The organism is Metabacillus sp. RB-C-LZQ-3-1, from assembly GCF_058315175.1.
This window is the reverse complement of record NZ_JBZFLI010000029.1, coordinates 1-24,253: the sequence shown is the minus strand read 5'-3', so window position 1 is coordinate 24,253 and position 24,253 is coordinate 1. Positions and strand designations below refer to the sequence as shown.

General features: G+C 37.0%; 27 protein-coding genes and 2 riboswitches. Of the genes, 22 read left to right on the top strand and 5 right to left on the bottom strand.

Annotation, left to right across the window (positions count from 1 at the left end):
- Positions 1 to 170 precede the first annotated feature (170 nt).
- The 3 genes from AC4GZ8_RS24720 to AC4GZ8_RS24710 all read left to right on the top strand — a co-directional run bounded on the left by AC4GZ8_RS24720 (position 171) and on the right by AC4GZ8_RS24710 (position 2,902).
- Positions 171 to 1,367: a D-alanyl-D-alanine carboxypeptidase family protein gene (locus tag AC4GZ8_RS24720; RefSeq protein ID WP_491084543.1), complete on the top strand. Its 1,197-nt coding sequence runs from the start codon at positions 171 to 173 to the stop codon at positions 1,365 to 1,367.
- A gap of 80 nt (positions 1,368 to 1,447) precedes the next feature.
- Positions 1,448 to 1,621 carry a twin-arginine translocase TatA/TatE family subunit gene (locus tag AC4GZ8_RS24715; RefSeq protein WP_491084542.1) on the top strand — a complete coding sequence of 58 codons (174 nt, stop codon included), beginning with the start codon at positions 1,448 to 1,450 and terminating at the stop codon, positions 1,619 to 1,621.
- A 296-nt stretch (positions 1,622 to 1,917) separates the two neighbouring features.
- Positions 1,918 to 2,070, top strand: a riboswitch (cyclic di-AMP (ydaO/yuaA leader).
- Positions 2,071 to 2,245: 175 nt separating this feature from the next.
- The gene (locus tag AC4GZ8_RS24710) at positions 2,246 to 2,902 is read left to right on the top strand and encodes a potassium channel family protein (protein ID WP_491084559.1); all 657 of its coding nucleotides are present in this window, start codon (positions 2,246 to 2,248) and stop codon (positions 2,900 to 2,902) included.
- A gap of 43 nt (positions 2,903 to 2,945) precedes the next feature.
- On the opposite strand, the gene AC4GZ8_RS24705 is transcribed toward AC4GZ8_RS24710, so the two are convergent.
- Both AC4GZ8_RS24705 and AC4GZ8_RS24700 read right to left on the bottom strand, forming a co-directional pair.
- On the bottom strand, positions 2,946 to 3,671 hold the full coding sequence (locus AC4GZ8_RS24705) for a ZIP family metal transporter (RefSeq protein ID WP_491084541.1): 726 nt from the start codon (positions 3,669 to 3,671) through the stop codon (positions 2,946 to 2,948).
- A 271-nt stretch (positions 3,672 to 3,942) separates the two neighbouring features.
- The gene (locus tag AC4GZ8_RS24700) at positions 3,943 to 4,950 is read right to left on the bottom strand and encodes an ABC transporter substrate-binding protein (protein ID WP_491084540.1); all 1,008 of its coding nucleotides are present in this window, start codon (positions 4,948 to 4,950) and stop codon (positions 3,943 to 3,945) included.
- Between the two features lie 158 nt (positions 4,951 to 5,108).
- On the opposite strand from AC4GZ8_RS24700, the gene AC4GZ8_RS24695 reads away from it, so the two are divergent.
- From AC4GZ8_RS24695 to AC4GZ8_RS24675, 5 genes are all read left to right on the top strand, one after another.
- Entirely contained in the window at positions 5,109 to 6,107 is a 999-nt protein-coding gene (locus tag AC4GZ8_RS24695) for a FecCD family ABC transporter permease (RefSeq protein ID WP_491084539.1), read from the top strand.
- A gap of 2 nt (positions 6,108 to 6,109) precedes the next feature.
- Positions 6,110 to 7,165, top strand: a complete 1,056-nt coding sequence (locus tag AC4GZ8_RS24690) for a FecCD family ABC transporter permease (protein ID WP_491084538.1) — start codon at positions 6,110 to 6,112, stop codon at positions 7,163 to 7,165.
- Between the two features lie 142 nt (positions 7,166 to 7,307).
- The gene (locus AC4GZ8_RS24685; RefSeq protein WP_491084537.1) at positions 7,308 to 8,126 is read left to right on the top strand and encodes an ABC transporter ATP-binding protein; all 819 of its coding nucleotides are present in this window, start codon (positions 7,308 to 7,310) and stop codon (positions 8,124 to 8,126) included.
- The gene (locus AC4GZ8_RS24680) at positions 8,119 to 8,868 is read left to right on the top strand and encodes an IucA/IucC family C-terminal-domain containing protein (RefSeq protein ID WP_491084536.1); all 750 of its coding nucleotides are present in this window, start codon (positions 8,119 to 8,121) and stop codon (positions 8,866 to 8,868) included. Before AC4GZ8_RS24685 ends, AC4GZ8_RS24680 begins: the two co-directional genes overlap by 8 nt.
- Before the next feature lie 17 nt (positions 8,869 to 8,885).
- Positions 8,886 to 9,140 carry a YusU family protein gene (locus AC4GZ8_RS24675; protein ID WP_491084535.1) on the top strand — a complete coding sequence of 85 codons (255 nt, stop codon included), beginning with the start codon at positions 8,886 to 8,888 and terminating at the stop codon, positions 9,138 to 9,140.
- A gap of 37 nt (positions 9,141 to 9,177) precedes the next feature.
- Here the strand turns inward: AC4GZ8_RS24675 and AC4GZ8_RS24670 are convergent, their stop codons facing one another.
- Entirely contained in the window at positions 9,178 to 9,504 is a 327-nt protein-coding gene (locus tag AC4GZ8_RS24670) for a spore coat protein (RefSeq protein ID WP_491084534.1), read from the bottom strand.
- Between the two features lie 12 nt (positions 9,505 to 9,516).
- Positions 9,517 to 9,792: a hypothetical protein gene (locus AC4GZ8_RS24665; RefSeq protein ID WP_491084533.1), complete on the bottom strand. Its 276-nt coding sequence runs from the start codon at positions 9,790 to 9,792 to the stop codon at positions 9,517 to 9,519.
- 297 nt (positions 9,793 to 10,089) lie between these two features.
- On the opposite strand from AC4GZ8_RS24665, the gene AC4GZ8_RS24660 reads away from it, so the two are divergent.
- The gene (locus AC4GZ8_RS24660) at positions 10,090 to 11,007 is read left to right on the top strand and encodes a proline dehydrogenase family protein (RefSeq protein ID WP_491084532.1); all 918 of its coding nucleotides are present in this window, start codon (positions 10,090 to 10,092) and stop codon (positions 11,005 to 11,007) included.
- A 259-nt stretch (positions 11,008 to 11,266) separates the two neighbouring features.
- On the opposite strand, the gene AC4GZ8_RS24655 is transcribed toward AC4GZ8_RS24660, so the two are convergent.
- Complete coding sequence (locus AC4GZ8_RS24655; protein WP_098796428.1) at positions 11,267 to 11,422, bottom strand: YuzL family protein; 156 nt, start codon at positions 11,420 to 11,422, stop codon at positions 11,267 to 11,269.
- Between the two features lie 186 nt (positions 11,423 to 11,608).
- Here AC4GZ8_RS24655 and AC4GZ8_RS24650 point away from each other — a divergent pair, with 186 nt between their 5' ends.
- The 13 genes from AC4GZ8_RS24650 (at position 11,609) to AC4GZ8_RS24590 (ending at position 24,213) form a co-directional block, all read left to right on the top strand.
- Positions 11,609 to 13,993, top strand: a complete 2,385-nt coding sequence (locus tag AC4GZ8_RS24650; RefSeq protein WP_491084531.1) for a 3-hydroxyacyl-CoA dehydrogenase/enoyl-CoA hydratase family protein — start codon at positions 11,609 to 11,611, stop codon at positions 13,991 to 13,993.
- Between the two features lie 27 nt (positions 13,994 to 14,020).
- Positions 14,021 to 15,196, top strand: coding sequence for an acetyl-CoA C-acetyltransferase (locus AC4GZ8_RS24645; protein ID WP_491084530.1), 1,176 nt, complete (start codon positions 14,021 to 14,023; stop codon positions 15,194 to 15,196).
- Between the two features lie 64 nt (positions 15,197 to 15,260).
- Positions 15,261 to 17,045, top strand: a complete 1,785-nt coding sequence (locus tag AC4GZ8_RS24640; protein WP_491084529.1) for an acyl-CoA dehydrogenase FadE — start codon at positions 15,261 to 15,263, stop codon at positions 17,043 to 17,045.
- Between the two features lie 176 nt (positions 17,046 to 17,221).
- Positions 17,222 to 17,581, top strand: coding sequence for an arsenate reductase family protein (locus tag AC4GZ8_RS24635; protein WP_491084528.1), 360 nt, complete (start codon positions 17,222 to 17,224; stop codon positions 17,579 to 17,581).
- A gap of 127 nt (positions 17,582 to 17,708) precedes the next feature.
- The gene (gcvH, locus tag AC4GZ8_RS24630; protein ID WP_491084527.1) at positions 17,709 to 18,092 is read left to right on the top strand and encodes a glycine cleavage system protein GcvH; all 384 of its coding nucleotides are present in this window, start codon (positions 17,709 to 17,711) and stop codon (positions 18,090 to 18,092) included.
- Between the two features lie 58 nt (positions 18,093 to 18,150).
- Complete coding sequence (locus AC4GZ8_RS24625) at positions 18,151 to 18,387, top strand: YusG family protein (protein WP_491084526.1); 237 nt, start codon at positions 18,151 to 18,153, stop codon at positions 18,385 to 18,387.
- A gap of 185 nt (positions 18,388 to 18,572) precedes the next feature.
- The gene (locus tag AC4GZ8_RS24620) at positions 18,573 to 18,920 is read left to right on the top strand and encodes a toprim domain-containing protein (RefSeq protein ID WP_491084525.1); all 348 of its coding nucleotides are present in this window, start codon (positions 18,573 to 18,575) and stop codon (positions 18,918 to 18,920) included.
- A 23-nt stretch (positions 18,921 to 18,943) separates the two neighbouring features.
- On the top strand, positions 18,944 to 19,249 hold the full coding sequence (locus AC4GZ8_RS24615) for a thioredoxin family protein (protein ID WP_491084524.1): 306 nt from the start codon (positions 18,944 to 18,946) through the stop codon (positions 19,247 to 19,249).
- Positions 19,250 to 19,379: 130 nt separating this feature from the next.
- Positions 19,380 to 19,697 carry an SCP2 sterol-binding domain-containing protein gene (locus AC4GZ8_RS24610; RefSeq protein ID WP_491084523.1) on the top strand — a complete coding sequence of 106 codons (318 nt, stop codon included), beginning with the start codon at positions 19,380 to 19,382 and terminating at the stop codon, positions 19,695 to 19,697.
- A gap of 138 nt (positions 19,698 to 19,835) precedes the next feature.
- Positions 19,836 to 21,149, top strand: coding sequence for an O-acetylhomoserine aminocarboxypropyltransferase/cysteine synthase family protein (locus AC4GZ8_RS24605; protein ID WP_491084522.1), 1,314 nt, complete (start codon positions 19,836 to 19,838; stop codon positions 21,147 to 21,149).
- A gap of 207 nt (positions 21,150 to 21,356) precedes the next feature.
- Positions 21,357 to 21,462: riboswitch (SAM riboswitch) on the top strand.
- 197 nt (positions 21,463 to 21,659) lie between these two features.
- Positions 21,660 to 22,685 carry a methionine ABC transporter ATP-binding protein gene (locus AC4GZ8_RS24600; RefSeq protein WP_491084521.1) on the top strand — a complete coding sequence of 342 codons (1,026 nt, stop codon included), beginning with the start codon at positions 21,660 to 21,662 and terminating at the stop codon, positions 22,683 to 22,685.
- On the top strand, positions 22,678 to 23,346 hold the full coding sequence (locus AC4GZ8_RS24595) for a methionine ABC transporter permease (protein WP_491084520.1): 669 nt from the start codon (positions 22,678 to 22,680) through the stop codon (positions 23,344 to 23,346). The genes AC4GZ8_RS24600 and AC4GZ8_RS24595 overlap by 8 nt, the downstream gene beginning before the upstream one ends.
- 12 nt (positions 23,347 to 23,358) lie before the next feature.
- Complete coding sequence (locus AC4GZ8_RS24590) at positions 23,359 to 24,213, top strand: MetQ/NlpA family ABC transporter substrate-binding protein (RefSeq protein WP_491084519.1); 855 nt, start codon at positions 23,359 to 23,361, stop codon at positions 24,211 to 24,213.
- Positions 24,214 to 24,253 lie beyond the last annotated feature (40 nt).

The following is a 24,253-nucleotide window of genomic DNA, read 5'->3' as shown; positions in this document are numbered from 1 at the left end:
AACCTTCCTTACGTTCGTCAGTCTAAAGTATAAATCCTCCTTTTCAAAGAGTCAATTCATTAATAGTAGATAAGTAGGATTTGTTTCAAAATACTGACATTGATTTTTGGAGGAATCGCTTGTTATCCTAGTTTAGGAAAGATAAGAACAATAAGTATAGGAGCAGCATCATGAAAAAATTCTACCTTAAGTATGTTCTGATTGCTTTCGTCATATGCTCATTTATATTGCCGGAACAGATGAAGGCTGAGGCCCCAGATCACATGGAAAATAAAGATTTACAACTTTTTAGCCAAGCTGCTGTTTTGGTTGATGCAGACTCAGGACAAATTCTTTATGAAAAAAATAGTAAAGAAAAGCTCCCGCCAGCAAGTATAACGAAAATTGCAACAGCTATTTTTGCAATTGAAAAAGGGAATATAAATGATCTTGTGACTGTCAGTGAAAACGCAAGAAATGTAGAAGGAACCCGGGTTTACTTAGAAATAGGTGAGCAGGTTCCATTAAAAAAGTTAATTCAAGGTTTAGTTATTAATTCAGGAAATGATGCAGGAGTTGCGATTGCTGAACATCTTAGTGGTTCAGTTGATCAATTTACAAAAGAATTTAATGAATTTTTGCAGCAAGAAGTGGGGGTAGAAAATACTCATTTTACGAACCCTCATGGGCTTCATGAACCAGATCATTTGACAACAGCAGAGGACATGGCCAAAATTACGCAGTATGCTTTACAAAATCAAACGTTTAGAGACATCTTTCAAACCAGCGAGTTGAAATGGGATGGAGAGAGCTGGGATACAACCATTATTAATCATCATGAAATGGTGCGTGACAAGGAATATGAAGGAATTACAGGTGGAAAAAACGGATTCGTTCAAGAGGCAGGGTTTACTCTTGTAACAACTGCTGAGCGGGAAAACTTAAGTTTGATTGCTGTGACGCTAAATACAATGTACAGTCAACAATCCTATGATGATACGATAGCCTTATTAGACTATGGCTTTGACCATTTTGAAACAGATCAGATACTAAAAAACGAAAAATTTACAGATCCTTCTGATCATACTTTTTTAGTCAAGGAAGATACTCCTTTCACAAAACGACATGGAGAAAGTACTGAAAAAGTGATAAGTCCAACTGGGGAGCTGGTTATTAAGGGTGAGGATGACAGGATTATTACAGAAGTAGCGCTTGAGCAAGTTGAAAATAAAGAGAAAGATGAACAAATGAAAAGTGAGATTGTAACAAATAATGATGCGATAGAAGCGAAGAATAAGGATCACCATTTAACATTCATCGTTCCACTAGCTATAATCATGGGTCTTTGTGTTTCATTACTTTTTTATCTGCAAGTAAGAAAAAATTAACACCTTATTTTGCTTCTTTTTTAAGATTCATTTATAATTTATAAGTAGTCTATCACTCTTTTAGAAAGAAGTGTGTAAACATGAATCTTGGATTTGGAGAAATCTTACTCATTATGTTTGTCGCTTTATTAGTATTTGGGCCAAAGAAATTACCTGAACTTGGAAAAGCTGCTGGAAAGACACTTAGAGAATTCAAAAATGCAACAAAAGGCCTCATGGAAGATGAAGAGCCTTCAAATAAAAAAAGTAATTAATAAACTCAATGGACACAGCCAAAGTTGACTGTGTCTTTTTTGTTTTTTCATATTATATTGATTAGCAAATATCAGACCTAATTTACAGAGCCTTGATAAAGGTTGAAATAAGAAGCTTGGTTAAGGAAATATTCGTTGTAAACGGTTTGATTATAGATTTTGCCCTTTTTTAAACCAAAAATGAATTTTTTCATGCTTTACGATTGATTGGTAAGGGGAGTAAGATTACATTCGGAAATATTTTATTATTCATTTTTAATAAAATGAGACGCTTATATACGAAAAAAAGAATAGATGATCAAAGATCGCTTAATCCTATAAATAGGAGCGGGGGACCCATGAAATGTCTTAACATGACTTGGGGTGAATCAAACATCAAGATGTTTGCAGGGCTACTCTCTTTTGCCCGAACCCGACAGCTAACCTCGCAAGCGTTAAAGGGATGAACATGTGCTTACTAAAAGTCACAGGGGTTCACTACCTTTGTGTCTTTTTTTACGTTCAGATTATGGTTGATTAATGAGAAAAACAATGGATTTTGAATTTAGTTTTTCTAATTTAGTTAAAGATGTTCAGAAAACAGTTGTCATCTACCTACATTTTGGATTGAAAGAAGGAATTTTTGTGAAGAAGCAATTTGCTGTATTTGGCTTAGGTCGTTTTGGAGGAAGTCTTGTAAAGGAGTTCCATGAGCTCGGAATTGAAGTTCTTGCGATCGATAAAAGTGAGGAAAAAGTCCAACAGTATGCTGCTTATGCTACACATGCAGTCAGAGCAAATGCTATTGATGAAGCGATTTTAAAACAGCTGGGAGTACGAAATGTTGATCATGCATTCGTATCATTTGGAGATGATATTGAAGCTAGCATCTTAACATCCCTCATTTTAAAAGAATTAGGTATTCCACAAGTATGGGCTAAAGCACAAAATGACTACCATCAAAAAGTCTTAGACAAAATCGGTGTGAACCGAGTGATTCATCCTGAGCGAGATATGGCAAAGCGCATTGCCCATCATATTATTTCAGAAAAGATGATTGATTATATTGAGCTATCAAGGGAGTACAGTCTTGTAGAAGTGGTTGCGACAAAGAAGTTATGTAATAAAACAATTTACGACTTGGATATTCCCTCAAAATATGGATGTAATATCGTAGGTATTCAAAGAGGGGAAGAGATCTGTGTATCACCGTCTGGGAACGAAACAATTACAGTAGGTGATGTTTTGCTTATAATTGGAAAAAATAAAGATATCATTGATTTTGAAGAGTCAGGGATGTAAGGATTAGATAAAAGGGACAGTTTTCAAAATATGAACTGTCCCATTATATGTGGGCTAAAAACAATGAAGCTAAAAGACCTAACGAAGCAATGAAACCTACAACTGCACCGCCTTCTTCAAAAGCTTCGGGCATCATCGTCGAGGATACCATAGCGAAAATGCCGCCTGCTGCAAAAGCAGAAATGATTGAAACGAGATGTGAGGGTGCATGTTGAAGAAGTGCATAGCCTAATAAAGAACTAATAGATGACAGGATAACAACGATAAACCACATGAGTAATATCGTTTTTCGTTTATACCCGTCATGTTTTAATCCAACAGTACTTGAAAGTCCCTCAGGAAAGTTACTGATCAATACAGCAATAACCATTAAGTAGCTTACCGTTCCTTGTTCCAGTAAACTTACGCCAATAATAATTGACTCTGGAACAGCATCAATAATTGTTCCAATAAAGATTGAAAGGCCTGAATGATTTTCCGAACTTTTTTTCGACCGCTTCCGTTCACTCCCGCCTTTTTTGGAAATAATCGATTCAGAGAGAGTAAACACTAATGCACCCGATAGAAATCCAATTGAGGTTGCGAATAATCCTCCTTCATCTACTGCTTCTGTTAGTAATTCAAACGAAGCAGCGCCAATTAAAACACCGGTTCCAAATGACATAATAAGCCCTGTGATTTTTTTAGGGAGATTTGTGAAAATACCTAGTAAAGCACCAAAAAAGATAGGTGATCCAGCAAGAGCGCCCCAAAATGCTGCCTGAAGCAATTACCTCATCTCCTATATAATGGCTGATTTACTGTTATTTTTCCCTTTTTTATATAGAATTAACAATATTAAAGGATATAAGGAAAAGAAAAATAAAAACGCAGCTAACATTGTCAGCCGCGCGTTCTGTTTATTCTTAAGAATTTTTAATTGCATGAACTGTAGATAACCGCTTCGACATCCAGCTCCGAAGCACAGGATGTGCAAGTGCAGTCTTTGCGACAGGACGTCGCGGTTTTAGACTGCCAGCGCCAAGCCCCTTACGCTTTTGTTATTCTTCAGTCATGATTTTTTCGATATCATCTAATAATAAGTTAGCAGCAATGACGCCACCAGCTGTATTCCAGATTGCATCGTCTACTTTATATGCTTTCTCAGCTTTAACAACTTCCAAGTTCTTCCAAAGTGAATCATTTATCCAATCTTCTTCTGTTTTTGTTGCTTCTGTATCACCAGGTGGTGCGTAAGTGAAGTAGAATAAAATATCAGCATCTAATTGTGGAATAATTTCTTTTCCAACTTCACGAACAAACAGATCATCTGGATTATCCTTAAATAGCTCTTGTACCGAACTTGAATGCTTAAGTCCAAGCTTATCAAAGATCACGCCAGAAAATGTATCAGTATAATAAACTCTTGTCTTGCCTGCCATAAAGCGTACAACCGAAACTTCTTGATTTAATTTATCGCCAAGTGATTCCTTCAAAGTTGTAATTCGTGATTCAAAATCATCAATCACCTTTTTGCCTTCTTCTTCACGGTTTAATGCTTTTGCATATAACTTAAAGTTTTCTTGCCAGTCGCCTCTTAATGTCTCAGCAAAGACAGTAGGAGCAATGGCGCTTAATTTTTCATAGACTTGTTCTTGACGCATTTTATTTCCAATAATTAAGTCGGGCTTTAGTGCAGCAATTGCCTCTATATTTACTTCGCTCTCAGTTCCTACTACTTGGACATCAGCCATTTGGTCTGAAATATGTTCATACCATGGCTCACCTAACCAAGATTGAACAGCTCCAACTGGAGTTACCCCCATTGATAATAGTGCTTCTGTTCCCTCGTTGGTTAAGATAACAACTTTTTCTGGAGTACCAGTAATTTCTGTCGTTCCCATCGCATGTTCAACTGTATATGTTTCTTCTGCAGGTGCATCATTTGTTCCTTCAGCCCCTTCAGTATCTGCCGTTTCTTCATTGGCATTCCCGCAAGCTGCCAGAATAAGAAAAGTAATACTTAGTAAAAATAATGATAACCAAGACTTTTTGTATGTACTGCTCATGATTTGACCCTCCACTATTTGATAATGATTTTCATTTACATAGAGAATGATAAAAGGAAATATGGTGATTGTCAACTGTCAAATGAAAATGATTTTCAAAATCATTAATTTTTGATAATATAAAAGAAAGTATGAATGGAAAAGTATAGGGAGCAAATATGTTATCGAAATCTACCTTTCAAAAAACTATAGGATTACTTATAGGATTTTCAATTCTCATCATTTTAATGTGTGGGAGTCTTATTTTCGGATATGCTAACACAAATCTAAAAACGGTGTATGATGCTTTTTTTCATTTTAATGGCAGTAATGAACATATTATTGTCTATGAAGTTCGTTTGCCTCGGGCCTTAATAGGGGCTGTGGTAGGGGCGAGCTTAGCTCTTGCGGGAGCAATCATGCAAGCATTGACCAAAAACCCCCTAGCATCACCAAGTGTTTTTGGTATTAATGCAGGAGCAGGTTTTTTTCTGGTTATTGCCATTTCCGTATTTTACGTAAATTCGTTTCAAGCATTTACATGGATTGCGTTTGCTGGAGCAGCCTTCTCGGCGTTTGTCGTTTATTTTGTTGGCTCATTTGGCAGGGAAGGACTTACCCCAATGAAGCTAACATTAGCTGGTGCAGCGATGGCAGCATTGTTTTCTTCCTTAACACAAGGTTTACTAGTTGTAAATGAAGCTGCCTTAGATCAAGTTTTATTTTGGTTAGCGGGTTCCATTCAAGGAAGAAAATTAGAAGGCTTAGCTATTATACTTCCTTATGTCATTCCAGCGATTTTGATTAGTTTACTTCTTTCACCCAAAATTAATGTGTTAACAATGGGGGAAGATGTGGCGAAGGGATTGGGACAAAGAACAGGTTTTGTGAAGCTTCTGGGTGCATTGATTGTGATTATTTTAGGCGGTGGATCTGTTGCTGTTGCAGGGCCAATTGCCTTTATAGGGATTGTGATTCCGCACTTTTCTAGATTTATTGTAGGGAATGATTACAGATGGATACTTCCATATTGTATTGTACTCGGGGGATCTCTACTGGTATTAGCTGATATATTAGCGAGATACATTGTCATGCCTGAAGAATTGCCAGTGGGTGTAATGACGGCTTTAATAGGAACTCCCTTTTTCATTTACATTGCACGTAGGGGGTTCAATTAATCATGAAAAAATATTATAAGCTTCGGTTGGGCTCGGATAAGCTCTCCTTTTTAGTAGATAAAAAAGCTTTTGCTATTACATCTATCTTAATAGCTATTACAGTAGTTGTATTTTTAATAAGTACAGGGGTTGGCGAGGTTCTCATTAGCCCGCTTAATGTTATGAAAACGTTATTCGGATATGGTGATGAAATGGAAAATTTATTTATCTTTTCATTTCGTCTACCTAGAATTATCATTGCTTTATTAGTAGGTATTTGCTTAGCTGTTGCAGGAGCTATTTTGCAAGGATTAATTCGTAACCCTTTAGCATCGCCTGATATTATTGGTATTACAGGTGGAGGATCTGTTGGGGTTGTGTTATTTTTATTGCTGTTTAGCGATCGCAGTAATTCGCTAATAGTAAGTATTAAATGGATGCCGTTAGCAGCCTTCCTAGGTGCTACGCTTGTGGCAATTCTCGTTTATCTACTGTCCTGGAAAAATGGATCTTCATCAATCAGACTTGTTTTAATTGGGATTGGCTTGTCTATGCTTGCCCAATCATTGACAACATTATTTATGGTGAAGGGTCCGATTTATCAAGCAGCTCAAGCAAATGTCTGGATAACTGGAACGGTTTACGGGTCTACTTGGGAGCAGGTACGGATTTTATTACCTGTTGTTATGATTTTACTAATAGTTACCATCATTTCAATTAGAAATGTCAATATCCAGGAGCTAGGTGATGAGCTAGCAACTGGAGTCGGAAGTGCCGTACAACGAAATCGTTTTTTATTATTACTTTTAAGCACGGCTCTAACTGGGAGTGCAGTTGCCTTTGCAGGAGTTATTGGTTTTGTAGGGTTAATGGCACCACATATAGGAAGAAGGATCGTAGGTTCATCGTTTGGAGCTCTCCTTCCAGTATCTGCATTGATTGGAGCCATTCTAGTGATGGTGGCGGACCTAATAGGTAGAACTTTATTTTCTCCACTAGAGGTTCCAGCAGGTGTATTTACTGCTGCAATTGGAGCCCCATATTTTATCTATTTGTTATACAAAACAAGAAACAATTAGCTTTAAGAGCCATGAACAAAAGCGCAACGTCCTGTTGCAACTACTGCACTTGCGCGTCCTGTGCTTCGGAGCTGGATGCCGAGCACTTACCCATAGTACAAGAATTTTTTTAAATTCCTAGCATTAAAAAGGAGCGATTTAAATGACAGCTATCGAAACAAGTGCGCTCACACTTTCTTATGGAGATACGATCATTATAAATGAGCTGGATGTGAAAATTCCAAAAGGTGAAATTACTGTTTTTATCGGCAGTAATGGATGCGGGAAATCAACCTTGCTCAGGTCTATTGCGAGACTGTTGAAGCCAAAGGAAGGATCTGTATTATTAGAAGGAAGTACTATTGCTAAATTACCAACAAAAGAGGTAGCCAAACAGCTTGCGATTCTTCCGCAAGGTCCTGTGGCACCAGAAGGATTAACTGTTCTTCAGTTAGTAAAACAAGGGCGCTATCCATATCAAAGCTGGTTAAAACAATGGTCTAAAGAGGATGAAGAAGCTGTTAATAGCGCTCTTGAGGCAACTGGTTTAAAAGAGTTAGCTGAACGGCCGGTTGATTCATTATCAGGAGGTCAGAGACAGCGTGCGTGGATTGCTATGACCTTGGCACAAAAGACTGATATTATTTTGTTGGATGAACCAACAACCTATTTGGATATGACACATCAAATTGAAATACTGGACCTCCTATTTGAGTTGAATGAACGGGAAAATCGAACGATTGTTATGGTTCTTCACGATCTAAATTTAGCTTGTCGTTATGCTCATAATCTGGTTGCATTGAAAGATAAAAAGGTGTTTGCGCAAGGAAAGCCAGAAGAAGTGATTAATTGCAACCTAGTACAAAATGTCTTCCAGATGAACTGTGAGGTAACAGTCGATCCTATTTTTGGTACTCCGCTTTGTATCCCTCATGGAAGGGGAAGATGTATTGTAAAGGAAGTTGGCGCATTAAATGGCTGAATTAACAAAAGCAGAACAAGAAACATTAGAAAAGTATCGATTATGCTTGCAAGAAAAATCACCGCATCTCATGATCAAAGGTCCTGAATTATTAAAAGAGGATCGTTTGAAAAGGTTATTCAATGAAGATTTACAAAAAAAATTAAATACGGATAAACATCAAGTCTTAGGATCAATGCTTGTGAAGAGATATGCTTTTTTAGCTGCTCTTGTTTTATATAGTTTAAGTGTATTTAATAAAGGGCTGAATAGTTCCATTGATAATCTTTCTTTATATACAGAAGAAGATGATCCAATTTGGTTGCCGAGCTTTCATTTTACAAACTTAGAAGTCACAACTCCTGCTTCGAACCGGAATGAATGGCGAGATAAGGTATTAGAAGCTCTGTTTAAACAGAATATAGCCCATATGGTAGCGACAATTTCAAGAGTAACACGAATTTCAAAGGTGATTCTTTGGGAAAATGTTGCCATCTATATTTTTTGGATGTATGAATCTACATTAGAGGATCCAAACATAACAGAGGAAATCAAGGCGAGGATAGAAGAGGATTTTTCCTATGTTGTATCGGAGGCAGCACCTGCTTTATTTGGGGTGAAAGTTAAAAATCCAATTGCTCCATTTTTTCATAAAAAACAAAATAATGTTCGAAAAAGATCTACTTGCTGCTTATTTTATCTTACCTCTAAAAATGATGATCGCTGTAACACTTGTCCAATTGAATGCAAAAGGCAAAATTAATTAGGAGGTGTTCATGAATGGATCAAAAGCTCAAAGAGCAATTTGATGGGCTCATAGAAAAATATACCGAATTATTAGTAGGCGACTGCTCGGATGAATTGAAGGAAAAAGTGAAGATGTGGGCACTTTATACACATATTTCAAAGTCCATGCCGCCATTGGCAAAACATTGGAATACAACTTATCCGGATGCAAAGGAAGAGCTGAAGAGCATTATACATGATATAAAAGTTTTAAATGAAAAACACAGGGAATCAAAAAATCAGGAATAAGAAAAGGGGCTGTCTTTAAAAAAACAGTCCCTTTTCATTAATGCGTTCCATAAGGAGATTGTTGTTGAATCGTTGAAGAAAATTTTTGATATGATTGTTGCAGTTTTTGTGTATCAGCAGCTTCAAGCGTATACCATCCATTTTGAAACATGAAATTATATAAATCTCTTTGAGCTTGCTGTGTTTCGGTAAGAACAGTCAATATATCCTGATACAGAGTTTGATGACTAGCTTCATTCAAGGCTGTTGAATAGGCTGTGGTTAAATATTTTTCCGTTGCTAAAAGGTCATTTGTAAAGTCGCGATCATTCATTTGCGGTCCTTGTTGGACTTGTGTCATTGAAGCACTTTTAATTTGATCCATTCTCCATTCCTCCTATTGTAATTGAGATCCCTGTGAAGTCTGCTGTTGTGGCTGGAGATGACCCAAGATTTTATTGTAATGTTGTTCATGCATTTGCCCAACCTTTTCCAGCTGAGTTTTCACTTGTTGGTTTTGGCATTGAGAGGCGAAGAAATGAGCCTTTTTCATCGCTAATAGATTCCAGGAAAGCATATCTGTAAGGTAAAGCTGATCTTTAGTTGTTACCACACTTGGCGGTTGTTGCATCATACCGGGTTGAGCTTGTTGTTCAAAATTTTGCTGTTGCATGTTTGATCCTCCTCACAATTCATTCGCTTCTATCGTTCCACCATCTAATTTGAACTATGCAAGCCGTTTTAGAAATTCCCCCTCTTTGAACAGTTTCCCACAACAAACATATAGTAGGAATAAGACGAATACAGATCTGGTAAGGGATAAAAGGAAAGAAAAAATGAATACGTTTTTAAAAACTCATGATGAAAGTATAAAAGTGATGGACTTCAAGACAGTATATACATTTCTATTCATGGTAGAGCTTGAACTTTTGTTGTTCGGTATAAGAACCTAAAGAGGAGGCTGTTAAATATGGAAAAACTTCTGCGGAACTCTTTTATGTTTTTATCCAGAAATAAAACGATGACAAAGTTAGCAAAGAAATACGGCTTGCGTTTCGGAGCTGCAAGGTTTGTAGCTGGAAATACAATAGATGTAGCAAAAGAAGTGATCAAACAATTGAATGAAAAAGGGCTTGATGTAACGCTGGACTATTTAGGTGAATTTATTGTTGACGAAAAAGAAGCGGCTGAAGCAGCCAATCATTGTATAAAAGCTATCGAGATAATCGGGAACGAAAAATTACATTCGCAAATTTCCGTGAAATTAACATCAATGGGGTTAGATATATCTAAAGATGTCGTGTTATCGAATATGCGCCGTATTTTAGATAAAGCAAAAATGCACGGTGTATTCATTACTATTGATATGGAAGATTATTCAAGATGTGAAAAAACTCTGCAGATTTTTAAACAACTCAAATCTGAGTACGACAATGTCGGAACAGTCCTTCAGGCATATTTATATAGAACGGTAAAGGATGTAGAGGACTTAGGTAACTATCAAGCAAGTTTAAGACTTGTCAAAGGTGCTTATAAGGAATCCCCAAACGTTGCATATCCAGATAAAATAGATGTAGATCAAAATTTTAAAAAGATCATCAAAATACATTTGCTTAATGGTCACTATACCGCCATTGCAACACACGATGACCAAATAATCGAATATACAAAACAAATTGTGAACACATATAAGATTCCTAAGACTCAATTTGAATTTCAAATGCTTTACGGGATACGACCCGAAAAACAACTAGACATCGTTAAGGATGGATTTAAAATGAGGGTGTATGTCCCTTATGGCACGGATTGGTACGGTTATTTTATGAGAAGAATGGCAGAAAGACCCGCAAATGTAGCCTTTGTAATAAAAGGAATAATCAAACGCTAAAGATGTCAAATTTGAATAAGGGACTGTAGCAAGGTCATTGAATCCCTTTTTGGATGGATAAGGAATTTGGAGTTTTGTCATTAGTTTTATTGACTAGTTCCAGGCGCGATCGGCGAAGCACAGGACGTGCAAGTGCAGGCAATGCGACAGGACGTCGCGTTATTGGCTGCCTCTAGGGTCTAGTCAAATAGGAATTGAAGGTAAAATGCACCTTCAATTCCTATTCGCCTTATGCTTGTCGCCTTGCGCTTTTCTATAATTACATATTGTCGCTACCCATATTATGCTGTTTGTATTGTTGATTTTGACTAGTCCGCTTACCGCCGCCGGCTTTTTCATTATTAGGTCCAGCATTCCCCTTTACACTCGCAGCACTAACACCCGCTTTTGAAGGAGATTTTTTTAATCTTGCCATCACATATCACCTCCTAAAGCTTAAGTTGTCCAATGAGGGATATGATTATTTAAGAAAAATTGTGATAAATCTATTGAAGTCATGACCCAAATCTTTTATATTAATAATAAAGGAACTAAATTCGTAAGGTTCATTTTTTTTGGGAGAAAAATGAATGAGTATTCATTCAAATAAGGGGGAAAATGTATGGTCCAGCGTATAAAAAGAGCTGCTGTATTAGGCTCAGGGGTAATGGGCTCTGGAATTGCAGCACATTTAGCAAATATCGGCATCCCTGTATTACTATTAGATATTGTACCTCGTGAACTAGATGGAGAAGAGGTGAAAAAAGGTCTTACATTAGAAGATAAAACTGTTCGAAACCGTCTAGCGCAAACAGCGGTTCAAAAGCTTCTTAAACAGAAACCAGCACCACTAACAGACAAGAGTCATCTTGATCGTATTGAGGTAGGAAATTTTGAAGATGATATGCAACGCATTCGTGAAGCAGATTGGATTATTGAGGTTGTTGTCGAAAAACTAGCTGTAAAACAAGAGATCTTTGCGATTGTTGATCAATATAGAAAAGAAGGCAGTATTGTTAGTTCAAATACATCCGGGATTTCTGTAGAAGCTATGGCTAAAGGACGCTCAGAGGACTTTAGAAAGCATTTTTTAGGAACACATTTCTTTAATCCTCCAAGATACTTAAAGCTGCTGGAGGTTATACCTACAAAAGATACGGATCAGGATATCCTAGAATTTATGAAAACATTTGGAGAGGATGTTCTAGGTAAAGGGGTTGTCGAAGCGAAAGACACACCGAACTTTATTGCCAATCGGATTGGTACTTACGGGTTATTAGTAACCGTTCAGGAAATGATAAAGGGCGGTTATCGCGTTGGTGAAGTCGATTCTATCACAGGTCCGATTATCGGCAGACCTAAGAGTGCCACTTTTCGTACTCTTGATGTCGTAGGACTCGATACATTTGCTCATGTTGCCAAAAATGTACATGAACAGGTAGAGGGAAAAGAAAAAGAGGTATTTGAAATTCCGGAATTTATGCAAAAAATGCTCGAGAATAAATGGTTAGGCAGTAAAAACGGTCAAGGCTTTTATAAAAAATCAGGTAAAGATATTCTTGAATTAAATCCTGAGACTTTTGAATACGAAGAGAGAACAAAATTACATGCCCCATCCCTTGAACAGGCAAAGCAAGCAAAGGGATTAGAAAATAAATTGAAAGCGCTTATATACGCAGATGATCGAGCAGGAGAATTGCTAAGAGGAATTACAATTCCAACGCTGATTTACTCTGCGGAACTTTTAGGTGAAATAGCTGATGATATTGTCGCGATTGATCAGGCGATGAAATGGGGCTTCGGTTGGGAAGTAGGTCCTTTTGAGTTGTGGGATGCAATAGGAGTTGAAAAGTCAGTAGAGTTAATGGAGCAGCAGGGCTTGAAGGTACCTGGCTGGATTGGAGATATGTTAGGAAAAGGATTCGGAACATTTTATCGAAAAGAGAATGGTGTTCAGTTTTTCTATACCGATGGTGAATATCGTTTAGTGAAGCAGAATTCTAAAGTAATAAATTTAAAAAACTATAAGGAAATGAATGGAGTCATTAAGAAAAACAGCGGTGCCAGTTTTATTGATTTAGGTGATGGTGTCGCATTATTAGAATTCCATTCACCAAGCAATGCTATCGGTTTTGATATTATTCAAATGATTAATTATGCCATTGATGAAGTAGAGAAAAACTACAAAGGACTTGTCATCGGAAACCAAGGAAAGAATTTTTGTGTTGGAGCGAACCTTGGCATGATTTTAATGGAAGCACAGGATGATAACCTTTTTGAAATCGAAATGGTCGTTCATCAATTCCAACAAGCTATGATGCGATTGAAATATTGTAAAAAACCAGTTGTAGCGGCTCCGTTTGGAATGACATTAGGTGGAGGAGCAGAAATTTGTCTTCCAGCAAGCAGCATACAAGCTTCAAGTGAAACATATATGGGGTTAGTAGAAGTTGGTGTCGGGTTAATTCCTGGTGGAGGGGGAAATAAAGAGCTTTATATTAAAATGTTAAGCAATATGCCAAAAGGTGTAGATTTTGATTTACAGTCTGTTGCAAATAAAGTATTTGAGACAATTGCTATGGCAAAAGTATCTGCATCTGCTGCAGAAGCAAAACGAAATGGGTTCTTAAATGAAAAAGATCATATAAGTGTTAACAGTGACCATCTTATTTTTGATGCAAAGCAGCGTGTGATCGATTTGCATGATGGAGGTTATCAGCCGCCAATTAGAAAGAAAATTCCTGTAGTGGGTGAAACAGGCTATGCAACACTGTTACTTGGTGCACAGTCTATGTACCTATCAGGCTATATTTCAGATCATGATTTAAAAATTGCTAAGAAGCTAGCCTTTGTAATAGCTGGAGGAAAAGTACCGTTTGGAACAGAGGTTGATGAGCAATATTTATTAAATTTAGAAAAAGAAGCGTTCATAAGTTTAGTAGCGGAAGGAAAATCCCAGCAGCGAATGCAGCACATGCTTGTAAAAGGAAAACCGCTTAGAAATTAAAATCATGTTAAAAAGGAGGTTTGTTAAATGAGAGAAGCAGTCATTGTAGCGGGAGCTAGAACACCTGTTGGTAGAGCGAAAAAGGGGACTTTAGCTAATATGCGGCCAGATGATTTAGGTGCATTGGTCGTAAAGGAAACGCTGAAAAGAGCGGGTAATTATGAAGGAAATATCGATGATTTAATTATCGGATGTGCGATGCCTGAAGCTGAGCAAGGCTTAAATATGGCAAGAAATATTGGGGCTTTAGCTGGACTTCCTTATTCGGTTCCTGCAATTACTATTAATCGCTATTGCTCTTCTGGACTACAGAGTATTGCATATGGGGCAGAGAAGATTATGCTAGGTCATTCTGATACAGCAATTGCGGGAGGTGCTGAATCCATGAGCCTTGTCCCGATGATGGGGCATGTTGTTCGACCAAATGCAAAATTAGCAGAGGAAGCACCTGAATATTATATGGGAATGGGGCACACTGCTGAACAGGTAGCAACAAAATATGGGATCTCCCGTGAAGAACAAGATGCATTTGCTGTACGAAGTCATAAACGCGCAGCAAAAGCGATCCAAGAAGGAAAGTTTGATGATGAAATTGTTTCTGTTGAGGTGAACGTTAGAACGGTAGGGGCTGATCATAAGCTTCAAGAGAAGGTTGTCCAATTCAACCAGGATGAAGGGGTGCGCGCAAATACGACATCAGAAGTTTTAGCTACTCTCAAGCCAGCTTTTTCAATAAAAGGCACTGTTACGGCTGGAAATTCTTCACAGACTAGTGATGGTGCGGCAGCCGTTATGCTGATGGATCGAGAAAAGGCTGAGTCACTAGGGTACAAACCGATGGCAAAGTTTAGATCATTTGCAGTTGCCGGTGTTCCGCCTGAGGTGATGGGAATCGGTCCAGTTGCTGCAGTACCATTAGCGTTAAAATATGCAGGACTTGAGCTTTCAGATATTGGTTTATTTGAATTAAATGAAGCATTTGCCTCTCAATCTATTCAGGTCATACGTGAGCTTGGACTTGATGAAGAGAAAGTTAATGTAAATGGCGGAGCCATTGCTCTAGGTCATCCGCTTGGTTGTTCAGGTACAAAGCTTACCCTTTCACTTATTCATGAAATGAAGCGGCGAAATCAACAATTTGGTGTTGTCACAATGTGTATTGGTGGAGGAATGGGTGCTGCTGGAGTATTTGAATTAGTCTAACTTTAGGAGATTGCTAGGCTAATAGATCGCGGTGATGAAAATGAAACGAGTGGGGGAATTTTTCATGTCAAAAGCAACAAATTCAGTGATTAAAGGTGGCAGTTTCTTAATTGAGGATATAACATATGATCGTATGTTTACTCCAGAAGACTTTACAGATGAGCAGAAAATGATTGCAAAAACAACCGAGGATTTTACAGTAAATGAAGTTGTGCCACATTTAGAGGATATCGAAAATCATCAATTTGAAAAGTCTGTAAAATTGCTAAAGCAAGCAGGGGAACTTGGCTTATTAGGTGCAGATGTTCCAGAAGAGTACGGCGGATTTGGTTTAGATAAAATCAGCTCTGCTCTTATTACCGAGAAAATTTCAAGAGCTGGTAGCTTCTCCCTTTCCTTTGGTGCACATGTAGGTATCGGCTCATTACCGATTGTTTTGTTTGGAAATGAAGAACAAAAGAAGAAATACCTGCCAGGTCTTGCAACAGGTGAAAAAATTGCAGCCTATGCATTAACAGAGCCAAGTTCAGGATCTGATGCGTTAGGAGCAAAAACAACGGCAAAATTGAATGCAGAGGGCACACACTATGTTCTAAATGGTGAAAAGCAATGGATTACAAACTCTGGTTTTGCTGATGTCATTATTGTTTATGCTAAAGTTGACGGTGAACAATTCTCAGCCTTTATTGTTGAAAGGGACTTCCCAGGTGTGTCCACTGGTCCTGAAGAAAAGAAAATGGGGATAAAAGGCTCATCTACAAGAACAGTTATATTAGAAGATGCTCTAGTCCCAAAAGAAAACTTACTAGGTGAATTAGGGAAAGGGCATGTGATTGCTTTTAACATTTTAAACATTGGTCGTTACAAACTTGCAGTTGGAACAATTGGCGGTTCAAAAAGAATGATCGATGTTGCTGTTCAATACGCAAATCAACGTCAACAATTCAAAACGCCGATCTCAAGCTTCTCCCTTATTCAAGAGAAACTTGCCAACATGGCTGTAAAAACATATGCAATGGAAAGCTCAGTATATCGCACAGTTGGTCTATTTGAAGATCGGATGAGCCGCCTGACAGATGAAGAGATTAATGATGGGAAGGAGGTAGCCAAATCCATTGCTGAATATGCAATCGAGTGCTCATTGAATAAAGTATTTGGTTCAGAAACACTTGATTATGTTGTCGATGAAGCTGTGCAGATCCATGGCGGGTACGGTTTTATGGCGGAATATGAAGTAGAACGTGTTTACCGCGACTCACGTATAAATCGTATTTTTGAAGGAACAAATGAAATTAATCGCCTTTTAGTACCAGGAACATATTTGAGAAAGGCATTAAAAGGGGTGTTGCCTTTATTCCAAAAGGCGCAAAGCCTGCAAGAAGAGTTAATGATGCTTATGCCTGAGGATGTTGGAGATGGAACGCTTGAGCAAGAGAAATACCTGTTAAAAAATGCAAAGAAAATAGGTATTCTTATTGCAGGTCTGGCTGCCCAAAAGTACGGAAAAGAACTCCAGAAGCAACAGGAAGTATTAGTAAATATTGCAGATATTGTGAGCAATATATATGCAATGGAATCAGCCATTCTTCGAACAGAAAAGGCAATCGCCAAAACAGGCGAGGAAAAGAATAAGCAAAAGCTTCTTTACACACAAGTCTATTGTCAGGAAGCCTTCAATGAAATTGAGGCACATGCAAAAGAATCGTTAATTGCAGTGGAATCAGGTGATTCCCTGCGAATGATGTTATCGGCATTACGAAAATTCACAAGGCATACACCAATTAACGTGATCGGGAAGAAAAGAGAGATCGCAGCAGCTATTATTGATAAAAATGCATATTTAGCATAAGAAAAAGGAGACAATCAAACATTGATTGTCTCCTTGTCGCGATATTAGCAATATTTTATCAAAATGAGGATATCCCTCATTATGCCTTCATGATGATTTATGATAAGATAAAGAAAAAATATTCCTTCTATAAATGGAATAAGAGTTTATCTAGATGGTACATGGAGGTGATACGAATGGCGTTAGATTTTTATTGGTATCCTAAATGCGGTACTTGTCGAAAAGCGAAAAAATGGTTAGAAGAACATAACATTGAATTTAATGAAATACATATTGTGGAAAACCCGCCAACCAAAGAGGGGTTAGCAAGTATTTATAAAAAAAGTCAGTTAGAATTAAAAAAATTCTTTAATACAAGTGGGCAAAAATACAGAGAGCTTGGTCTTAAAGATAAATTAGCGACAATGTCAGAAGATGAAATGCTTGAGCTATTATCATCTAATGGGATGTTAATAAAACGACCTCTAACTGTTGGAGATCAAAAAGTAACAGTAGGTTTTAAGGAAGAGCAATTTGGTGAAACTTGGGGAAAATAACAGATATCTCTTGCAACAGTGACAAAAAACTGCTAAAACAGTAATAATTCATCACGTTAGAAAATAAAGGGAATTTAACCTATTCTAAGACATGAAAAAATGTTAAGAAACCTGGAGGTATGAGAACATGAACACACCTAAAGAACTTCGTTATTCGGAAGAACACGAGTGGGTAAAAATTGAAGGGGATAAGGTTCGAATTGGAATTACTGATTTTGCCCAATCAGAACTAGGTGATATCGTTTTCGTCGAGCTGCCACAAGTTGGAGACGAAATCCAAGCGGACGAGCCTTTCGGAAGTGTTGAGTCAGTTAAAACTGTTTCAGAGCTTTATGCACCAGTAAGCGGAAGGATTGTTGAAATCAATGAGGACCTTGATGATAGCCCGGAATTTGTTAATGAATCTCCATATGAAAAAGCGTGGATGATTGTCATCGAGCCTTCAAACCTTGAAGACGTTGAAAAGTTAATGACCGCTGAGCAATATGAAGAAATGACGAATCAAGACTAATAAGCATGATGTGATAAAATATGGACACCCTATTAGTAAGATAAAGGAGGGTGTCCATATGACTTTTCAAAAACAACGATTAGATATAACTGATCGAGTTGTCGGCAAATTTGGAGATGGGCAATTAAATCTTTATCTGGAAAAAGAAAATATTGGCCAAATGGTCTCAGAGAATAATTATAACCTAAAAGCGGGTTATGAATTTAATGATAGCCGCTTTTATCAAATAGCAGATGTTCTATCTGAACCAGATCAAAAATATGTCGACTGTGACGATGAAAATGGCTGGTGTTAATGTGGAAGCAGTGGCGTACACCACTGCTTTTTTCGCACTTATAACCTAATGGCTTTCCTAAATGGTGGTTTTCTTTGAATGTTTTTTCTAAATGATAAGAAAAAACATGAAATTAAAGGGAAACAACCTCGACAAATCGAATACGTTATAGAAAAGACTTTTTACTTTAAAAATAGGTGATGGTTATGTCGTTAGTTGAGGTTGAAAAAGTAATAATTGTTGAAGGAAAATCAGATAAAAAGAAAGTATTAAATGTAATATGTGAACCAATTGAAATCATCTGTACAAATGGTACCATTAGCTTGACGAAAATGGATGAATTAATTGATGAGCTATTTCTAAAAGATGTGTATATTTTAGTTGATTCTGATGATGCTGGTGACCGGTTACGCAAACAATTCAAACGAGAATTTCCAGAGGCATCCCACCTCTATATTGACCGGGCTTACCGTGAGGTTGCAACAGCACCTGATCATCATGTTGCATCAGTTTTACTTAGTGCTAATATAGATGTAAATGCTAAATTTCTTTAGAAGGGTGCAAAAAAATTAGAGTTATGATTGAGTGGAAAGAAAAAGAGCTAATGATACCGAATAAAGGTATTAAAGTAATATACTTATTTACCCCAATGTGCGGTACTTGTCAGGTAGCTAAAAAAATGCTGACTGTTGTAGATGAGTTACTGCCAAATCTGGATATTTTTTCCTTAAATTTGAATTATTATCCAGAAGATGCGAAAGAATTAGGAATAGAAAGTGTACCATGTTTGCTTATTTTTGAAGACGGGAAAATAAGGGAAAGGGTATATGCGTTTCAGTCGGTAGGACATCTTTACGACCTTTTAAAACAATATAATAGATAAACTGACATATTTCTTGGGAAATAGTGAAATTCTCTAAGCAAGGGCAGAAACTGTCGAGTTTTATTTAAAGGATTCTTCCGATAATCAATGAAGTTAGTAAGTAACTTATTGATAGCGGGAGGATTTTTTTATGTTAATTTCTGATTTTATCACTGGCATAAATAAAGCAGAATTTATAAAACCAATCTTAATAAATAGAGTTCTAGTAGTTGAAATTAGGGCTAAACATAAGTCAAGCTATTATCTTGAACTATCTTCAAATGGGTCAAGTTTGTTAGCTGTTCCTCCAACAAAGGTAGATTTTCTTATTGAGGGAGAAGAGCAGGATTTAGAGGATATGGTACAAAATAAAATTAGCTTAAAGCAATTAATTTCACTTGGAAGTATTTCAATAAAAGGGTCATATCGTGATTTTCTAAAGATTGAAGCACTCTTTAAATTAATTTAAAAAACTTATTGATAGAAGGCTTGTCGTAATAGAGTTTAACCGATTACAATGAAATTAGTCTAAAAAAAAGAATCCTTCATCATGTGTTTACACCTACTTGTAGACAATTCAGAGCTGTACTATAGGGGAGGAACAAAGATGAGTGACAAGCAATATCGGCAAGAAACATTAACAATTCACGGTGGACTTAAAAAAGATGAAATGACAGGTGCAAGGTCTGTACCAATTTATCAATCTAACGCTTATGTTTTTGATAATACTGAACATGCGGCTAACTTATTTGGATTGAAAGAGCCTGGTTATATTTACACAAGAATACATAATCCTACTGCAACTGTTTTTGAGGAAAGAATCGCCCAGCTTGAGGGAGGAGTTGGCAGTTTAGCCGTAGCAAGTGGAATGGCAGCGATTACATTGTCGGTGTTAAATCTCGCAGGTACCGGTGATGAAATTGTATCGGCCTCAACTTTATATGGTGGAACATATAATTTATTTGCTGCAACTTTACCTAAATATGGAATTAAAACAACTTTTGTAGATCCCAAAAACCCAGAAAATTTTCGAGCTGCCATTACTCCAAGAACGAAAGCAATTTTTGCTGAGACGATCGGAAATCCAAGCTTAGATGTACTTGATATCGAAGCTGTAGCAGAGATTGCTCATGAAGCAGGGATTCCGTTAATTGTTGATAACACGTTTGCCACACCTTACCTTTGTAAGCCAATTGAACACGGAGCTGATATTGTTGTCCATTCCGCCACAAAATGGTTGTTAGGTAATGGGACAACACTAGGTGGTGTAATAGTAGATGGAGGGAAGTTTGATTGGAATAACTCTAAGTTTCCTGGATTTATAACACCAGATCCAAGCTATCATGATATAGTATATGCTGAAGCATTAGGTGCCCAAGCGTTCATCGTTAAGGCGAGAGTTCAGTTGTTGAGAGATATGGGACCTGCTATTAGTCCATATAATGCATTTCAATTTACTCTAGGTCTAGAAACTCTCCATGTTCGAATGAAAGAGCATGTATCAAACGCAAGAAAAATGGTCGAATATCTAGATAATCACCCAGCTGTTGAATGGGTTTTATATCCTGAAAACCAGAACCATCCTGGAAGAGAGTTGGCTGCAAAATATCTTCCAAAAGGCGCAGGGTCTATCATCGTTTTTGGTATTAAAGGTGGCAGAAAAGCAGGGGCTTCATTAATAAATTCAGTAGAATTGTGGTCACATGTGGCAAATGTGGGGGATGCAAAAAGTTTAATTATTCATCCGGCAAGTACAACACATCAGCAGTTAAGTGATGAGGATTTGAAAAAATCAGGAGTTACAGAAGATCTGATTCGATTATCTGTTGGAATTGAACATATTGATGATCTAATTGAGGATCTTGAACAAGCAATTGATAAAACCACAGGCATAAGAAGCTTTGAACAAGTAAATATGTGAATTTAACTAATAGGATGATAAAATTTGTGTCATCCTATTTTTTTTGCTTAGAATTTGTTTGTTTTTATAAAAAACTTGTTATAAAGCTGAATTTTTCAAATTTTATAATAACTTATTTTTAATTGACACCAATTTTCAACACATGATACAATCACACTCGTATTTAAAATTCGACCTATACTGAATGACTTAATATAATAGATGAAACTCTTATCAAGAGAGGTGGAGGGAAGTGCCCGACGAAGCCCGGCAACCATCAACATTGTTGAAATGGTGCCAATTCACGCAAAGCAGATGCTTTGAGAGATGAGAGAAAGGATTCTTTCGCGCCTTTCTGCTCATTTGGTAGAAAGGTTTTTTAATACTATCAGAATTATGAAAATATATGAATGATAGTATAAGAAAAACGATGGGATTCGCCAAGAGGACTTGGTGATAAGCAAAGTTTTTCTCATAAGTTTTTCAAATACTTAACCTAAATTTTAAGTAATTAAGAAAGAAGGTGACAAGATGATAACATTATCAAATGTTAATAAAATATATGAAACAAAATCAGGCCAAGTTAAAGCAGTTAATAATGTGAATCTAAACATTGAGAAGGGTGAAATCTTCGGAATTATCGGATATAGCGGTGCGGGTAAAAGTTCATTAATACGTTTATTAAATGGGCTGGAGAAGCCGACGAGTGGTGAAGTAAAAGTAGCTGAAAGCAGAATCGATTCGATTTCAGGTGCCAATCTTCGAAAAGCACGTTTAGAAATTAGTATGATATTTCAGCATTTTAATTTATTATGGTCAAGAACTGTCCGAGAAAATATTGCATTTCCGCTAGAAATTGCTGGTGTGAAAAAAGCTGAACGATTGAAGCGTGTAGATGAGTTAATAAAGCTTGTTGGTTTAGAGGGACGTGAAAATGCTTATCCGTCACAATTAAGTGGAGGGCAGAAGCAACGTGTAGGAATTGCAAGAGCTTTAGCAAATAACCCAAAAGTTTTATTATGTGATGAAGCTACGTCTGCTTTGGATCCTCAAACGACGGATTCTATCTTAGACTTACTAGTTGATATTAATAAGCGTCTGGGCTTAACTATAGTTCTTATTACCCACGAAATGCATGTCATCCGTAAGATTTGTCATCGAGTTGCAGTTATGGAAAATGGCGAGGTTGTGGAACAAGGTAATGTTTTAGATGTTTTCAAAAACCCACAAAAACCAATTACAAGAACCTTTGTTAAACAGATATCAGAACCTGATGAGACGAAAGAAGCAGTCGAGCACTTATTAAAGTCATATGATTCAGGAAAAATACTGCAGCTCACTTTTGTTGGTGAGGGAGCAGAAAGACCGTTAATTACTAATATTATTAGAAACTTTGAAATCGAAGTAAATATTCTTCAAGGGAAAATTTCACAAACCCAAAATGGATCATATGGGTCATTATTTTTACATGTAGATGGAGACGAAGAAGAAATCAACCGTACTGTAGCATTTATTAAAGAGCAACAAGTTGAAGTGGAGGTGCTGGCAAATGCTTGAACAGTTTCTTCCAAACGTGAAGTGGGAAAAGGTATGGGAAGCAACATATGAAACAACTTATATGACAGGTATTTCTGTTATCGCGACCTTTTTCATCGGAATTATTCTAGGGCTTCTTTTATTTTTAACATCAAAGGGTAATATATGGGGTAACAGTGTTTTTAATACGATTCTATCTGGAATCGTTAATATTTTCCGTTCAATCCCATTTATTATTTTAGTTATTTTACTTTTACCTTTCACAAAAATTGTTGTTGGTTCAATCCTTGGTGCAAATGCCGCTCTTCCAGCATTAATCATTGGGGCAGCTCCTTTCTATGCGAGAATGGTAGAACTGGCTTTAAGGGAAGTGGATAAAGGAGTCATTGAAGCAGCCAAGTCTATGGGGGCAAAAACATCTACTATTATGTGGAAGGTCCTTTTACCAGAATCCCTTCCAGCGTTAGTATCTGGTATCACTGTTACGGCTATTGCGTTGGTAGGGTATACGGCAATGGCAGGAGTTGTTGGAGCCGGCGGATTAGGTGACCTCGCTTATCGTGAAGGATTCCAACGTAATAACTTTGAAGTTACGATTGTTGCGACAATCTTTATCTTAATTATTGTATTTATTATCCAATTTATTGGAGATATATTAGTCAAGGCTATAGATAAACGTTAGGAGGAAAACACAATGAAAAAATCCTTATTATCCATTGTATTTACGATTTTTGCTGTCCTATTAGTTGCTTGTGGTGGCGGTGAAGATAATGCAACTCAAGAAACAACCGAGGGTAACACTGAACAGGAAACCAAAGTTCTAAAAGTCGGGGCTACAACAGTTCCACATGCTGAAATCTTAGAAGAAGCAAAACCATTGTTAGAAGAAAAAGGTATTGAGTTAGAGATTGAAGAGTTCTCTGATTATCCATTAATTAATCCTGCACTTGCAGAGGGTGATCTTGATGCAAACTACTTCCAGCATGTACCTTATTTAGAAAATGCAATCAAGGAAAATGGCTTTGAATTAGAAAATGTTGGAGCAATCCATATTGAACCATTCGGTATTTACTCTAAAGAATATAAAGCTCTTGAGGATCTCCCTGAAGGTGCGAAAATTATCATGAGTAATAACGTTGCTGAAATGGGACGTGTATTAGCACTACTTGAAGAAAAAGGGCTAATTAAATTAAATCCTGATATCGAAAAAATCAATGCTACAAAAGATGATATTGTAGAAAACGAAAAAAATCTTGAAATTGATGATAGTGTTGCACCAGAAATGCTTGCAAGTGCTTTTGAAAACAATGAAGGTGATGCTGTTATTATCAACGGTAACTATGCATTAGCAGCGGGTTTAAATCCAGCTGAAGACGCAGTTGCTCTTGAAGCGGGCGAAAATAACCCTTATGCAAACATCATCGTTGTTCGTAGTGAAGACAAAGACAAAGAAGAAATTAAAACGCTTGTAGAAGTTTTAAAATCTGAAGAAATTAAAGAATTCATTAACACGAAATATCCTGGTTCTGTATTACCAGTAAATGATTAATAAAATGTAAAGAAGTGATCTGTCATAAGGCAGATCACTT